Annotated in this window: 9 protein-coding genes; 3 read left to right on the forward strand and 6 right to left on the reverse strand. The window is 44.6% G+C overall.

What is annotated here, in order from left to right; translation table 11 throughout:
* Nucleotides 1-618: 618 nt before the first annotated feature.
* Entirely contained in the window at nt 619-2,748 is a 2,130-nt protein-coding gene (locus CXF82_RS16195) for a multiheme c-type cytochrome (RefSeq protein ID WP_102044565.1), read from the forward strand.
* A gap of 552 nt (nt 2,749-3,300) precedes the next feature.
* Nucleotides 3,301-6,315, forward strand: a complete 3,015-nt coding sequence (locus tag CXF82_RS16200; protein ID WP_102044566.1) for a UvrD-helicase domain-containing protein — start codon at nt 3,301-3,303, stop codon at nt 6,313-6,315.
* 146 nt (nt 6,316-6,461) lie between these two features.
* Here CXF82_RS16200 and CXF82_RS16205 read toward each other — a convergent pair whose 3' ends face one another.
* From CXF82_RS16205 to CXF82_RS16230, 6 genes are all read right to left on the reverse strand, one after another.
* On the reverse strand, nt 6,462-7,160 hold the full coding sequence (locus tag CXF82_RS16205) for a glutamine amidotransferase-related protein (protein ID WP_101089775.1): 699 nt from the start codon (nt 7,158-7,160) through the stop codon (nt 6,462-6,464).
* Between the two features lie 93 nt (nt 7,161-7,253).
* Nucleotides 7,254-8,423 carry an iron-containing alcohol dehydrogenase gene (locus CXF82_RS16210; RefSeq protein ID WP_102044567.1) on the reverse strand — a complete coding sequence of 390 codons (1,170 nt, stop codon included), beginning with the start codon at nt 8,421-8,423 and terminating at the stop codon, nt 7,254-7,256.
* Nucleotides 8,424-8,464: 41 nt separating this feature from the next.
* Nucleotides 8,465-9,880 (reverse strand): aldehyde dehydrogenase family protein, encoded by a 1,416-nt coding sequence (locus CXF82_RS16215; protein WP_102044568.1) that lies wholly within the window; start codon nt 9,878-9,880, stop codon nt 8,465-8,467.
* Between the two features lie 100 nt (nt 9,881-9,980).
* Nucleotides 9,981-11,348: a glutamine synthetase family protein gene (locus tag CXF82_RS16220; RefSeq protein WP_102044569.1), complete on the reverse strand. Its 1,368-nt coding sequence runs from the start codon at nt 11,346-11,348 to the stop codon at nt 9,981-9,983.
* 169 nt (nt 11,349-11,517) lie between these two features.
* Complete coding sequence (gene eat / locus CXF82_RS16225) at nt 11,518-12,978, reverse strand: ethanolamine permease (RefSeq protein WP_101089779.1); 1,461 nt, start codon at nt 12,976-12,978, stop codon at nt 11,518-11,520.
* Nucleotides 12,979-13,177: 199 nt separating this feature from the next.
* Complete coding sequence (locus CXF82_RS16230) at nt 13,178-14,152, reverse strand: LysR family transcriptional regulator (protein WP_101089780.1); 975 nt, start codon at nt 14,150-14,152, stop codon at nt 13,178-13,180.
* Nucleotides 14,153-14,846: 694 nt separating this feature from the next.
* On the opposite strand from CXF82_RS16230, the gene CXF82_RS16235 reads away from it, so the two are divergent.
* Nucleotides 14,847-16,082, forward strand: coding sequence for a tyrosine-type recombinase/integrase (locus CXF82_RS16235; protein ID WP_102044570.1), 1,236 nt, complete (start codon nt 14,847-14,849; stop codon nt 16,080-16,082).
* The last annotated feature ends 797 nt before the right edge of the window (nt 16,083-16,879 follow it).

A 16,879-nucleotide genomic window follows, 5' to 3' on the forward strand; every position in this document is an offset into this window, starting at 1 on the left:
TGCATATTATTTGCAGTTTATGTGCTTCACAATGATTACTTGAGTAAAATGCTCGGGTAATCACACTTTTACTCTGGAAATCTTACTTTAGAGGTATGTTGATAACTTGATTGCTAACGGTTTGGTGGCTGAGCATGCCGCCAATTCGTATTGCGTTCAGCATCAACTCTATCTTCATCTTCACAATAATTTTTTCAAATACCTAAAGACCAATATTTATTAAACTCATATATTAAAATCAATAACTTAACAAACTTTTGGTCTGTTAAAAATCATCACCACTACGATTACCGCTGTTGGTAGGCTTATTGTTAGCTGTAAGTTGCAAAATGCTTATTTATTACAGTTCAGTAAAGACTTGTTGCTAACGTTGGTGTGCTTGGGGATATACATCGTGCATCTTGCAAATGTACAGTTTGGTTGTTTAGCTTTTAATCCATAACTAGGTGCTAATATATTATTTTAAATCAATCAGTTAATCTAATACTAAGTTACATCATCTCTGTCACAAATTTAACAAAAATGATCGATTATTAATCTTTAGCTCAGGTTCGATTCAGGTTCAAAGTAAAGAATACACACACCCGATATAGGGTCTTTATAATAAAAGAGATAATGATGATGAACCTCAAACAGCTCAAAGCACCTCTCGCGGTGTTTATGGCATTTGGTATCGCAGCATGCGGATCAGATGGCAAAGATGGGTCCGATGGGTCCGATGGAGTAACTCCACCGGTTTTTGCAACTACTGCTGAAACACTTAACCTTGAGTACCTGACTTACGGTATTGACGAACAAGGCGTTCGCGCTGCTACCTTTCGGTTAACCAATGAGAAGGACCAACTCGTTAAAGGTCTTGGTTCTGTGCGGTTCCTACATAGCCAACTGGCTACACTTGAGAAAGGTGGCACTCAACGCCAAGGCTTTGGTTATGTTACTTGTAGTGCTAATAATGAAGCAGGCGCTTGCTTAACGGATAATGAAGATGGGACATACACAGTCTTTAACCCTACATCTATATTAGACCTCGATACCTCAGCAAAGGGCTACGAGTTTGATAGTGAAGTACCACAGCGCTTTATGGTTCGTGTTCAAAGCTATGGTGGTTTACCGGTCATTGGCAGTGTTCAAGACATAATGCCAGAGATAGACTTTATGCTTAGCGGCGAAGCTGTCACGACTACCCGCAAGATTGTATCTACTGACTCATGCCTAGCTTGTCATACCGATATTTCGTATGCCCGATATGACTCTTACGACCGTTCACCACATTATGCTAACGACCTTAACGCTTGTGCATCTTGCCACGCGACAGGTGAAAAAGATGGTAAAGGTACTATTAACGAACGTGCGCACCGTTGGCACTTCGATAGTTACCTTACTAACGTTGAATCAACCAAAAATTGCCTCAGCTGCCACGAAAGCGAAAATACAGCCGAACTCCCTAACGCTTCAGATTGGTTAGCGGGTAATGACGCCAAAGCTTGTGCGACTTGTCACTCAGGGGATTACGCACCATCTCACGGTATCGATATGCCAATGACTTGTGGTGGTGTTTGTCACGATGTTGCTGAAATCCATGTTGCACCGGTTGAAGCGCTAGCGACAGCACGTGATATGTTTAGTATTGAAGTTATTAGCGTTGAAGCTACACCGGTCACCAGCACTCGTGGCGGCCACGATTACAATACCGCTGAAATTGCCTTGGTATTAGAGATCCGTGACTCGGCCGGTACTCCCGTGACTGAAATGCCTGACTTTAAAGCTTTACGTGCAACGTTAGCTTGGGACGCATCAACCAACTATAAAATGCTCACTATGGAAACATTAGTGGGCGGTAAGCTTGGTCGTATGGCTGATCATAGCGTTAATGCTAAGTTGAATGAAATGGAAGTTGTTCCGGTTGGCGCTGGTCAGTATGCCTTTGTTATTTCCGGTGCGCTAAACCCAGACCCAACCAAAAATGATACGGGTTTAATCATTCCAACGGGTACTGAGATAGCTAAAGGTGCTGTATCGATTGAATCAACCATTATGATTAACAAAGCAGGTGAGCTGCAGCCATCTGGTACCGATGGTGCTATCCAAAATCGCTTGCGCTCTGTTACATCATTCTTTGACATGCAAGGCTTAGCTGATACCCAGCGTCGCCAGGTTGTAAGTAACGAGCTTTGTGCTGCGTGTCATGGTGACATGGCTTACGGTATGCACTCTCGTCGCAACGATCTTGAACAGCAATGCTCAACTTGTCATAACCCAAATATCGCTATTTGGGATAAAACCTTTAATGCAGCAAAAACTGCACCAGACGATACTGTACTAAACCATCTTGGTTGGTCGGTGTATGTCCACGCGCTTCATGCTGGTGACAGAGAAGAGCAAAATCTAGAAGACGGCGCTATACGTGATTGGAAATATCCTGCAAATATTAAGGATTGCGCAGCGTGTCACGTTAGCGGTTCTGTGAAGCTTGATGATATCCAAAAATCGGGCATGTTTGTTACTCGTGATGCTTATTCTGAAGATGCTGAGTTCACGCTAACGTCTCCAGCGGCGGCAACATGCTGGTCATGTCATAGCGGCGGCGGCGAGCCACTCAAATCACATATGATTAGTAATGGCGCGCTCTTTAATGCACCACTTGACGGTGCTGATATAGAGGGTGATATCGTAGTGCAACAGAACAATCTTGAATCTTGTTCTGTCTGTCACTCAGAAGCTAAGCTCGCTGAGTCTCACAAGCTCTAAATTAGTTACTGTACCTTTATAACGTCTCGCCCTGCATTTGAGATTGGCCGCTATCAACCAATAGCGGCTTTTTCACTCGAAAACAAATATAAACAAATGCTAACGCCGCTCGGTGAGCGGCGTGGCTATTTGGAGGGCAAGGCTATTCAGCCAAGAGGGCGGATAGTCGTTCTAACTCAAACTTGGCTAATTCAATAGTTCGTATTGACGTAAGCCATATCTATCGGCGTATTCCTAACGCAAGAGCTGCGTGAATTGAGGGCTAAGGAGTCATCTGCCCTGTTTGTAATTTCAACTTAAATGCTGTTTATTGCGTGATGGAAAAGGCTTTATTCAGCTTCATCATAAAGTTGATACAGCCACTACTGGTGAAAACTATTAAGTGGATCTGGTTACCAACCTTGTTGACGTTTGCCCCAACTACCACACCATGCTGCACACTGAAAGCCCGCGATGTATTTCACTAAGCTTAGAAAGATAATTATTAGCAGCGCAAAATTGCGATATAGTGACGTCCAATATGCGTAAAGCCATTTAGTCGTAGGTTTTAAATTGTTGCCACAAAACATCGAAAAAAATATTAGCCACAGTTGGTTTGGCCAGCTGTATTTAGGCAAATCTAATGCGGTTAAGTTAACTGCTGATGGTATTGAATTTAGCTGTGCTAAAGGCCAGTTTTTAGCGCTGTACCGCAAACCCCAAACTGCAGTTGATAAGGTGCATATATCCTGGCAGAAGCTAACATCTCCACCTGTTTTCTCTCTGAGCTTTTTTGGAACTTTGCTAAGTTTTCAAGTTGATGGCAAGCCACAACAGCTTGCTTTTCTCAGTTATTTGGCCAAATCAAAATTCAAACAACAAGTTGAAGTACTGTGGGCGCAAGCTCATGAACAGCAGTTATGCCGTTTAATCACGCGGATTGAAGCTACCCTCGCTAATCATTATCTACGTGCATCGCTACTAGAGAAGATGCAGTTAAGAATAGCGCGAGAATATAAACGCTGGTTCCCTTGGTGCCAGTCCCTGTGCGATCCCTTATATAAGTCGTTTGAATTATCAACACCGACTAAGCTCGCACTAAATAAGCTACAGCAGTTTTATCGCTGGGATAAAGTGACCATAAAGCAGCTGCGTGAAGGCTATATTCAATCTCAACTGCTTAAGCATGCTGATTTTTTTGACCATATTGAATCTAATCCTTTAACGGATAAGCAGCGACTGGCTTGTGTTATTGATGATGATAACAATTTGCTGCTCGCTGGGGCGGGAACCGGAAAAACCAGTGTCATGGTCGGGCGTGCAGGGTACTTAGTTGAGAGTGGCAAAGCCCAAGCGAGTGAGATCTTATTGCTAGCTTATGGCCGAAAAGCGGCTGATGAGATGGATCAACGGATCAAAGATAAGCTTGGGACTGATGAGATTAACGCGAGCACTTTTCACCGTCTGGGGTTAAAGATCATCGCCGCAGTGGAGAGAACTGCGCCCAGTTTGTCGCCATGGGCGGATGATGAAAAAGCCAAAGATAACTGGGTACAACAAACACTGGCTGCACTGCTTGAAGATCAGGACTATCGTCAGCAGCTTTTCGAGTATTTCAGTCAGTTCTATTATGTTGAGAAAAGTCCTTTCGATTTTGACTCCGAAGGCGAATATTTTGAATACCTCAATGACAACGATATTCGTACGCTTAAAGCTGAGAGGGTAAAGAGCTTTGGTGAACTTTATATTGCTAATTGGCTCTTCAGTAATGGTATCGAATATCAGTACGAAGCTAAGTATGAGCATGATGTCAGCAGTATCGATTTTCGCCAATATCAACCGGATTTTTACCTGCCAGAGTATGGCGTTTATATTGAGTATTATGGCGTTGATGAAGCAGACAATACCGCACCTTACATTGATAACAAGGCATACCTTGAATCCATGGCATGGAAGCGCGACCTTCATACAAACAATGAGACAGCTTGCATTGAGCTATTCTATTACCAACATAAAAAAGGGTTGTTAATTGGCGAGCTAGAACAGGCTTTAACGGCGTTTAAAGTCAAATGTTCGCCGTTACCTGATGCCGCTATCCTTGCGACTTTGCATGAACTAGGACGGGTTACAGAGTTGGCAAAACTCTTTAGCCAACTTATTGGATTGTATAAAGCGGCTTGTGTTGATGATCGCGGACTCGAGAGGGTATTCGACAACGCAGCGGACCCCAAGCAGACACGTAAGGCGTTCGAGTTGCTGGTGCCGATATTAAATCGTTACCAACAACATTTATCTGACTGTGGCGATATTGATTTTGAGGACATGATTGGCAAGGCGATCTCTTATGTTCAAAGTGGTCAATTCATTAGTCCATGGCGCTATATTTTGGTTGATGAGTTTCAAGATATTTCAGAACCAAGAGCTCGCCTAGTGCGCGCGTTACGAGACTCTAGCTCAGCTCACTCCAACAGTAAGGCGTCACTATTTTGTGTCGGTGATGACTGGCAGGCCATTTATCGTTTCACCGGGGCGGATGTGAGCTTAACGACTAAGTTCACTGAATATTTTGGCGCAACGGCTGAGACTTATCTCGATCTCACCTTTAGATTTAACAGCAGCATTGGCGAGGTCGCAACCCAATTTGTGACTCAGAATCCGACACAACTAAAGAAGGATATTCGATCGGTTGTTCAAGTCAATCAACCTGCAGTTTCACTTATACAGCGTGGAGATAATGACAAGCCGACGACGGACAATCCCAGCCCCAATGCACTGGAACAAGCATTAACTGCGCTGAGTGCAAGAGCGAACTTGGATGACGATAAGCCCAAGCGCAAGCCGACTGTGTATTTACTTGGCCGTTTTTGGTTTCAGTTACCTGACAGAAATGAGCTGAAGCTGCTAAATTCCAAATACCCAAGTTTAATCATTGAATGTCAGTCGTTTCATGCATCTAAAGGTAAAGAGGCCGATTATGTGGTGATTACCGGCATGAAAACCGGTAAGCATGGTTTCCCCTCAAAGAAAGTCACTCCTGCATTACTGGATGCCTTTTTGCCAAAGTCGGAAGCATTTGAATATGCTGAGGAGCGTCGACTGTTTTATGTGGCGTTAACCCGAGCAAAGCACCGGGTATATGTATTGGCTGACATGACGGATGTTAGTCCGTTTGTGGTTGAGCTGCTTCAAGACGGATACCCAATAGCGCAAGCAGAGTTCAGCACCTCTTTAGTACAAAAGTTGTTTGAACAGATCAAATGCGTTCGTTGTACAACGGGGACCCTAAAGCCAAGAACTGGTCAGTTTAAATCCTTCTATTCATGCTCTCACTTTCCCTTGTGCGATCACAAAGAGGAGGGCTGTGATCGTTGTGGTAGCGCGATGACACGTAAACGTTTTACTGGCTTCAAAGTTTGCATTAATGACGACTGCAGCCATACCATACCGCTTTGCAATGTTTGTGGTGGCGATATGGTATTGAGAGAAGGCACTCGAGGGGAGTTTTGGGGTTGCAAGAATTATCGCGGCAAGAAATCACCCAGCTGTCGCAATGCTGTGAATAAATCTAAGGTAGCCCTACCGAGTTAGTTTTGATATTGGCTGGGGCACTTATTCTACCCCTGCGTTGTTGATCTTTGATAAGAGCAGGCCCATACCATAACAGCGTGAGTTTTTTGGGACACAACTAACATCTCTACTTAGAGTTGACCATCAAACCGACGATGGTCATCCTTTTAATATAAGAAGTTCACAAACCAACGAGTCACGAGTTTATCGTCAACTGGAAGCGACAGTGACTCGATGCCAATTTCAACTCTTTGATGGGGGATCCTGTCACGGCGGGCATCCATTAGATCCTCTGAGTAGCTCTTACTAAACTCAGGATGTCCCTGAACACCAAGAAAGTGGTCGTTTATCTGGATCATATAGAAGGGGCAGAAATCACTGGCGGCAATAATCTCAGTATCTTCAGGCAGTTTACTCACTTGATCTTGATGACTTACCACCAAAGATATCGCCTCTGCAGCTCCATCCATCCAAGGTTTTCTCTGAGTGATCATTGATGTAGTCACACCTACGCCCCAGCCTTTTGGAGATTTGATGACCTCACCTCCCAACGCTTTGACCATCATCTGATGACCAAAACAGATCCCAATGAGCTTTTTCTTACAGGCATAGAGTTTGGCGATGAAATGCCTAAACTGGATCACCCAAGCTTCATCATCATTGACCCCATAACGACTTCCTGTCGTAATATAGGCGTCGCATTCATCCAATGAATCGGGGTAGCTGCCATCAATCACTCGGTAAACAGAAAATGCTAATTCAGTGTCTAAATTCTCAAACAGGCGAGTAAACATCATCGGATAATTACCATGTTTAGCTTGCAGTGCTTCGGTGACATCATCGCATTGCAAAATCCCTATTCTCATCGCAATCCTCCTCTGTGAAAAACGTTTTATTGCCTGATAAATCTGTTTAATAAAGCAGGCTGAGAGCCGCACATTGTGACTCCCAGACGGGTATTATTTTAATTGACCTTTAACCGCATCACTAAAGAGCAATGAATACTCGGCATCGGTTAATATTATCGGATTGCCTGCGGAAGCCGCGTCTTTGGCTGACATTTTTCCGATCAAAACCGCGTCATCTAAATTGATCCCTATCTCGGCTAAGGTGTGCGGAATATTAAGTTGCTCCCTTAGCGTTAGCACCCAAGACAGAAAACCATCAAAACTCGCGTCATCTAACTCAAGGTATCGCGACAAACGTGTGATGCGCTCCTCTATAACACTGCGGTTTCGCATCAACACATAGGGCATTAAAATCGCATTTAATAATCCATGATGTTTGTTATACAGCGCACCAAGGGAGTGAGCGATAGCATGCATTCCGCCCAAACCACGTTGAAAACTGGTCGCTCCCATAGTCGAAGCTACTAGCATCTGTGTTCTCGCTTCAATGTCTTCACCATTGGTCACAGCTCTTGGAAGGAAGTCTTTCACTAAACGTATCCCCTCAATAGCAATTCCCTCCGCCATAGGGTGATAAAAAGGCGCGCAATAGGCTTCTAGATTATGCGACAAGGCGTCTAAACCCGTTGCCGCGGTAATATGAGGTGGCAAGCTTAAGGTTAATATCGGGTCGAGCAAAACATGCGCGGGTAGCATATTGGGATGAAAGATAATGCGTTTAATATGATGAGGTCCATCGGTGTCGGTGATGACTGACGCGCGGCCTACTTCAGAACCCGTCCCAGCAGTGGTGGGCACTGCCACCACTGGAAGCATTAGGCTTTCATCGACAAGAGTCCAATTACTGCCAATATCTTCGGCGGTCCATAAAGAGATCGCTTGCTTCGCTATCATGGCGATTGCTTTTGCTGCATCTAAACTTGAGCCGCCACCGAACGCTACCACACCATCGAAACCGCCAGCGTTTAAAAACAGTGCGCCATCGCGAACATTGTTGCCGGTTGGGTTTCCCTGTATATCAGCAAAAACATCAGCTTCAAGTCCAGCTTCTATGCAATATGCTATTGCCTCTTTGACCATCGACAAACCGGATAAACCAGGGTCGGTGATCAACAGCACTTTGGTCATATTAAGTACTTTGCAACGCTCACCAAGCTGATCTAAACAGCCTTCACCCACTGTGATGGCGGTGGGGAAATTCCAACTTGCATGTAAATCCATCTATCTACTCCCTTTTGGATCTAGCCTATACGGGCACTGAGTTAAATATGCTTTATATGAAATGACTTAGGCCGAGTCAACTGCTCAAATCCTAACTGAGATAGAGTGCAGCCACGACCCGACTGTTTTACCCCAGTCCACGCTAATGCGGGATCTAAATAATCACAGCGATTAAGGAAAAAAGTCCCTGTCTGCAGGCGTTCACCTAACGCAATCCCGAGGTCGATATCTTGGGTAAAGATACTGGCGGTTAAGCCAAAATCGCTGTCGTTCATTAATGTAATGGCTTGGTCATCACTCGATACTTTCATTATCCCGACCACAGGGCCGAACGACTCCTGTGTCATCACGCTCATAGAGTGATCTACATGTGTCAGGATCTGTGGTGCAAGGTAAGGCGTTCCGTTCTGACTCAGCGGAAACAGTGCTTCGTCTATATGGGCTATGGCACCTTGCTCAATTGCATCAGCTATCTGCTCTCTGACAAAATCCGCCGCTGAGGTGCGCACCATGGGGCCTAAGGTGGCGCTTGGATCATCTGCACGCCCTAACTGGTATTGTTTGGTTAAGGCCACCGCCTTACTGACAAATTCATCATAAGCGTGCTGGTGGACGTAGATGCGCTCAATTCCGCAGCAAGATTGTCCTGAGTTGAAAAAAGCACCATCGACTAAGGTCTCAACGGCACTGTCTATATCCGCATCCTCACGGACATAGGCGGGATCTTTGCCGCCAAGTTCTAGACCAACACCAATAAAGCGTCCACAAGCGGCCTTTTCTACCATCTTCCCGCCATAAACAGAGCCGGTAAACGCCACATAATTGATCTGCTCATTGGCGATAAGTTTGGCGGTGTTATCGTGACTCATATGCAAGTATTGAAAAACGCCTTTAGGTAATCCCGCTTCTTTAAAGGCCTGATATAAGCGCTCGGCGCACAGTGGTGTTTGAGCTGAGTGTTTGAGTATCACGCAATTACCCGCCAATAAAGCAGGAATGATGGCATTTATCGCGGTTAAAAAAGGGTAGTTCCAGGGAGCGATAACCAAGACTGTGCCTAAGGATTCACGTTTGATATAACGGGTAAAGCCTGACTTTTCTTCGAGCTGGATATCCGCTAACGCTTGCTCGCAAACCTCAATCATATAGTCACTGCGCTCGGCAACGCCGGCAAGCTCACCGCCGCCGTAACGTATAGGTCGTCCCATCATCCAGCTCAGTTCTTTCGCTATGTCATCTTTATGACTCAATAACTGCTCGATAGCCTGTTTACATAAGGCTTTACGTTGAGATAGTGGGGTCAGTTTCCAGCTTGCCTCAGAACTATTATAGGCTGCCGTTGCTTGCTCGACAGAGGCTAATAGCTGATGCTCGTCAGCGAGCGGACGGCTGACAAAAATGCTGCCATCTATGGGTGATAGGGTGTGCTGCATCTCTGGTTTCGAGAATGATTTCATAAATAAGGTAACTCCATTGCTACAACTTAAATTTCAACTTTAACTTCAAATAAGTGGTTTACACCATAAAACTCACCGCAGCCGAAAGATGCTTGTGGGCTTAAATAATCTCGAAATAACGTTCCATCTCCCAATCGGTAACATGCTTTCTAAACTCACGCTCTTCCCACTCACGGCTGATGGCGTAATGCTCGACAAAGGTTTCACCAAAACAGCTTTTTGCCGCTGAAGATTGCTTGAATCGTTGCGTCGCATCCCACAGGGTGGCGGGCAGCGCTAATGACGCATCATGGCTCTGCTCGTAAGCGTTACCTTTCACTTGAGCTTGCGGTTCTAACTCGTGCTCTATGCCATAGAGGCCGCTGGCGAGTGCAGCAGCAAGTGCAAGGTAGGGGTTCGCATCGGCTGCACCGAGTCGATATTCAACCCGCTGAGATGACGCCGATCCAGGAATAACCCTCAAAGCCGTGGTTCTGTTTTCAACGCCCCAAGTGGCATCAGTAGGCGCCCAGAATCCGGGGACCATCCTAGAATAACTGTTAATAGTCGGGGCTATCATGCACAGAAATTCAGGCATCAATGCCTGTTGGCCAGCCAAAAAATGCCGTTGTATTTTGCTCATGCTGTGAGTCTGGCTGGGGTCATAAAAAGCCGAGCTACCATCTTTGTTTTGTAATGAGAGGTGAATATGGCCACTTTGCCCCGGATAATCCCCTGACCACTTCGCCATAAAAGTCGCCATCAGATCCCGTCTCTGTGCCAACACCTTCATAAAGGTTTTAAACAGTGCCCCTTTATCGGCCGCCGCTTCGGCATTATCAACCGCAATCGCCGCCTCAATTACGCCTGGGCCTGTTTCGGAATGGATCCCTTCGATAGGAAAATCCATGGTCTCAGACATCGACAAAATAGCTTGATAAAGATCAGAGTGCACAGAGTTACGGATCATTGAGTAACCGAACCAATCTGGGGTTATTGTCTCTAGATTGCGGAAGTTTTTTTCGCGGATTGATTTTGGTGTTTCGTTAAATAAAAAGAACTCATATTCCAATGCCGCAAACGGGTTAAAGCCCATGCTTTCAGCTTTCTCTATCACACGTCTTAGTGTCCCTCGTGGGCAGACAGCTTCAGCTTCTCCGGCAAACTCTGCGATAAACAGCAGCATGCCTTCTTCACCAATTACATCGCGGCAGGTATGGGGTAATATCCGCACTGGTGCATCGGGATAACCTGTGTGCCACCCTGTGTATTTAGCATTGTCATAGAGTTGATCTTTGACGTCCCAACCAAGTACCACATCGCAAAATGCAAAGCCTTTCTCTAAGGAGGCTATAAACTTGGACTTAGACATATACTTACCGCGCATCACCCCATCATTATCAAATAGACCAACCTTAATATGGGCTAAACCACGCTCCTCTATAATGGCAATAGCATCGGCAATACTGTTAACTTGTCTCGCTTCCATATTCGCGCTTCCTTATTATTGTTCTTGATAAGATGAACTTGGCTTAGCGCTGCAGTTCATCGTCAGACTTCATTTATTACTTATTATATTTTTTTAATCTTAGTCGCTAAATTTGCAGGGAATAAGCTTGGCTGACAGATTAAAGTAGCTCACTGCCAGCCTCTTAATACTAATTAAGTTCAGACTCAGCTGAGGCGATCATGTCAAACTCCTCCTCTGGTGCCGAAGCCACCAATCGATGACGACTATAGAGGACAAAGTAAGTCACCATTATGAGATAAAAGAGGGCTGACCACATGGCAGCCTGAAGGCTTACCACAAAGGTGGATGCGAGTGCGACGAGTGAGAGCACTAATGCGATAGAGGATGTAAAAATACCGCCAGGGGTTTTATAAGGGCGTTCAAGATTAGGTTCTTTTTTACGCAGTAAAATATGTGACAAACTCATCATCGCGTAGGAGATAGTAGCGCCAAATACCGCCATGGTGATCATCAAGTCACCTTCACCGGTTAGCGACAACAGAAAGCCCAATATTCCCGGTACGATTAACGCCCAAACTGGCACTTTACGTTTTCCAGACAGCGAGAGGAAACGGGGCAAATAACCGGCGCGGGAGAGGGCGAAAACTTGACGTGAATAGGCATAAATAATAGAGAAGAAGCTGGCAATCAAGCCAAACAGACCGACAATATTAACAAACTTGGCAGCCAGTGAATCCTGACCATAAACAGATTGCAGTGCCCCCACTAATGGCGCGCCATGGGTTTTCATCGCTTCGGCGCCTGCGCCTCCAGGAGCGAGCAATAACACCGCTGCAGCAAATACGATCAATACCAACATAGAGGCGATAATCCCCTTAGGCATATCTTTCGCTGGGTTCTTCGCTTCCTCAGCGGCCAATGGCACGCCTTCTACCGCAAGAAACAGCCACATCGCAAATGGCAGTGCGGCCCAGATCCCCATATAACCTTCAGGAAGGAAACTGCTGGATCCTGCAACATTAGGGTTGGCCGCAATATCGAATAGATTGGCCGAGTCGAAATGTGGCACCATGCCCACCATAAAGACACCTATAGCGATCACCGCGAGCAGGGTTATCCCCATCATGATCCTCAGTGCTTCACCAGCTCCCCACAGATGCAAACCGACAAACACCACATAGAAGGCCGCATAGACAATCGGCCCGTCTATACCGACAAGCTCATGGACATAACCGCCAATAAAGATAGCGATAGCGGCAGGCGCGATGGCATATTCTAATAAAATAGCTGTGCCGGTGAGAAATCCGCCCCAAGGTCCCATGGCGCGTCTGGCAAAGCTATAGCCACCGCCAGCCGTCGGCAGTGAAGATGACATCTCCGCTAAACTTAATACTAAGCAGATATACATTAAGCCCATCACCAGAGTGGCGATAAGCATTCCGCCAAATCCGCCAAGTTCAAGTCCAAAGTTCCATCCGGCAAAATCGCCTGAAATCACATAGGAGATCCCCAGACTGGCCAGCAGTACCCAGCCAGCAACCCCTTTTTTGAGTTGACGTTGGCTCATGTATTCATCGGAAACGGCTTTATACTCGATGCTTTTATTTTTTGTGTTAGGAGCATGTTGTATCTTTGATTCATGTGACATGACACTTCCCTTTATCTTGGTTTGCGAAATGGCCCGGATAATTCGCTTTGAATTAATACCTGACCGAACCTAATAGCCTCCTGGCTTAACGACAACAACAATCATTTGTACTAACGCTGTAGTATTAATAATTTTAATACTATGAAAAATATCAGCGGCTTATTTTTTAGTTTTTAGTCGCAAAAACTCATTCTACGCACTAACCAATATCGATGGCTGATACCAGCCAAGGCAGATCCTTTTCAAGCTCTGGTAAGAAACACTGAGACATGATTTGACAACTGTCTCTGGCCATCTGCTCAGCCAAATCGCTCAGTTCATGCCGTCGAGTGACCAAGGTAAGACGCCTGTTAAAGCCATCGTTAGCAGGAAGAGGCAGGCACCTTACTTGCGCTAAAGGGATCCCACTCTGGTATAAACATAGCGGTGTAGTGATGGTGCAGCCTAGGCCTGACGCGACCATAGAGAGCACGGCAAAGGTATTGTCGAGCTGTAACCTCATGGCAGGCTCAAGGCCAACTCGTCTTAAGTAGCGCTCTATATTGGTGCCGATTAAAGAGTCATTGGTGTAGCGCACAAAATCTAGCTTTTGCAGTAAACGATTAATATCATTAATGGAACTCACATCTGCATATTGGCAGCTTAAATTCAGAGGAACCACTAACACAAAAGGCTCGCTTAATATGGGGTAGCGACAGAGGTCATCACAGTCTTCAAGTGCATCATCAGAAATAATAATATCGACCTGACGAGACACCAGTGCATCCGCGTGCATATGAGAGCGACCCGTGGTTAGACTCCAGTTCTCGGTTCGCCTCTTTACCACTTCAATTAACGGCTTACCTAAAGAGGTTGCCAGAGAATCAACCATGGCAATACGCACTAAATGAAGCTGTTCAAATGTCCCCTGAGTAAACACCTTTTGAGTTTGCTCTGCTTGGGAAAGAAGATGGCTAGATTGATCGAAAAAATAACGGCCAGCGATAGTAAGTGCAAGAGGCCGAACACTGCGATCAAGCAGCTCGACCTTAAGGTTCTTTTCTAGCATCGATAGGGTCTGAGAGACTGAAGATTGCGTCAATCCTAAACGTTTAGCCGTCTCTGTCATGCTGCCAGTTTGGGCTGCAATCACAAACACCTGCAAACCTTTTAAATCAAAATCAAATGCTCGCAATGACGTCCCTATTTAGCTTGAATAAAGTGGTGAATAAGCAAAAATATGGCATGAATATCACTCAGTTAGAAGCTTTTTTAATCACAATGGAAGATTAAGCAGCTTACAAGCTTGCTCATTGTGAGAGATTACTTCAGCAACAGGTAATTAAATGGGACAGCGTTAAACATCAAATTATGCCAATGTTTAGCTGAGTTTATTATCATTGGTGTCATCTGAGTTTCATGTGTGTGGCTGAAGCCCTGATCTTTGAGGAGGTGTGGTCGAATGAAGGTTTGGGAAGTTTTAGGCCGTGATAGTCAATCAGTGTTGAAGACTTTGGCGAGCATCTTGTCGGATGAAATATTCTGTGGGTAAGTAGCTGTAGGCTTAGGTGATTTTCGAAAGAGCAACAATACAGCGGGGGCATATGGGGGGACGTATAAACAAAAACGGGTTAACCATTTCTGATTAACCCGTTTCGATACAACATATTAAGACGTGAGTCTTAGTTCATGCCGTAGATTACGTTTAGGTGTTTTCATCGGTATTGGTAGGTATTGCGATGTAACTAATTATTGTTATTTATCAGTACTTAACGATTGGTGTTGTATTCATTGGTCTTGGCTTGTTTTGGTTTCTATGGTTAGATGGGGGTACATATGGGGGTACATGGAATTGGCCGTATCTTCTCTTTAATTAAGCCTGAAATACTATGTTATATGAAACTTCATTACGTGCTTTAAATGGAAAGGCTCAACCTAAAGTATTGGAACAATCAGATGGCAAAGGACTGGGCGTTCGAATATCGAAACTCGGTAAGGTTCGCTTTCAATACCGTTATAAAATTAATGATAAAAATAAGCGGATGGATTTAGGTGATTATCCTGATTTATCTTTAAGAGCTGCAAGGGATGCGGCAGAGGAGTGCCGTACATGGCTCGCCGAGGGGCATGACCCTAAAATAAAGCGCAGTATGGGCAGAGAGAAAACGTTAGCCCCAGTCACGGTTCAGCAAGCACTAGAATATTGGATTGAGAATTATGCGCGAGATAGCCGCGCTAATGTCGAAAAAAATATCGCTCAATTCCAGCGGCATATTTACCCCTATATTGGGCACTTCCCATTAGAGCAAACAGAAATCAGACATTGGATTGAGTGTTTTGACCGTATTCGCCGAGGGATCAAAGGCAAGCAAAGGCCTGCACCTGTAGCAGTAGGTCAAATACTACAAAATGCAAAACAAGCATTAAGGTTTTGTCGCGTTAGACATTATGCCATTAGCCGTGAGCTTGATGACCTGACTACAATCGATGTGGGTAAGCGGCAAAGAAAGAAGGACAGAGTCTTATCAGATGTTGAACTGTATGACTTGCTTAATTCCATTCAAAGAAAAGAATCTAGTTTTTACATGAGGTATCTGTGTCAGCTACTTATCGTGTTTGGTGCACGTACCCAAGAGCTGCGATTATCGACATTTGATGAATGGGATTTGGATCTTAATTTATGGACAGTACCGAAAGCGCACAGTAAAACAGGTACGGTTATTATTCGGCCTATTCCAGTCAAGGTTAAGCCGATAATTGAGTTTTTGTATAAACGACATGGCAAAGAAGGTTATCTGTTAGGGGAATTGAAAAAAGGCGAAACAGTGAGTGGGTCAGGCTCAATAGTACATAAACGGTTGAAGCATAAAGAATCATGGTCGCTGCATGACTTACGTCGAACCTTCACCACTAAATTGAATGATTTAGGCGTTGCACCTTATGTGGTTGAGCAGCTTTTAGGGCATTCGCTAGGTGGAGTGATGGCAATATATAATCGAAGCCAGTATCTTCCAGAAAAGAGAATTGCCCTTGATATGTGGTGCGAGTGGCTGGAACTGCTGATAAATCCAAGTGACAATGTTGTATTGATTGGTGCTGCTAGGCAGTCGATCGGATCTACTTAGTTGTTGTCTCCTCATGTAGCCCTAGCTTACATAAATTCTTGCGAGATCTGCTTAACAGAAAACCATTTTCACTGCTTATCATAGGTTTATGATAGAAAAAGTGTTTTATCAGTTACCCCAATGTGATTTTTTAAGGTTACTTAGCTTCGTGTAGTTTATCAAGGTTACATGAAGTTATATCGTCTACTTAGGTAACTTGCTGTCATGTTGCTACTGTTCTCACTTAACTCTATGTAACTTGCTAAGGTTACTTAACTAGATGTAACCTGTTTAGGTTACTTGCTATTATGTTGCTTACTAAGGTTACTTGCTGTCATGTAGCTACTGTTCTCACTTAACTCTATGTAGCTTTCTAAGGTTACTTGCTGTCATATTGCTACAGTTCTTACTTAACTCAATGTAACTCGCTAAGGTTACTTACTGCTATGTAACTTGTTAAGGTTACTTAACTAGATGTAACCTGTTTAGGTTACCTGCTATTATGTTGCTTACTAAGGTTACTTGAAGTCATGTTGCTTACTAAGGTTACTTGAAGTCATGTTGCTTACTAAGGTTACTTGAAGTCATGTTGCTTACTAAGGTTACTTGAAGTCATGTTGCTTACTAAGGTTACTTGCAGTCATGTTGCTTACTAAGGTTACCTGAAGTCATTTTGATTACTAAGGTTACTTGCAGTCTTGTTGCTTACCAAGGTTACTTGCAGTCATGTTACTTACTGTCATGTTGCTTGCCATAGTTAGGTTCGCTACGTACGGGAGTAACTGCTTAACGTTGTCGCTTAAGGTATCTAGCCAATA

The organism is Shewanella sp. GutDb-MelDb, from assembly GCF_002836075.1.
In the GTDB taxonomy this organism is placed as follows: domain Bacteria; phylum Pseudomonadota; class Gammaproteobacteria; order Enterobacterales; family Shewanellaceae; genus Shewanella.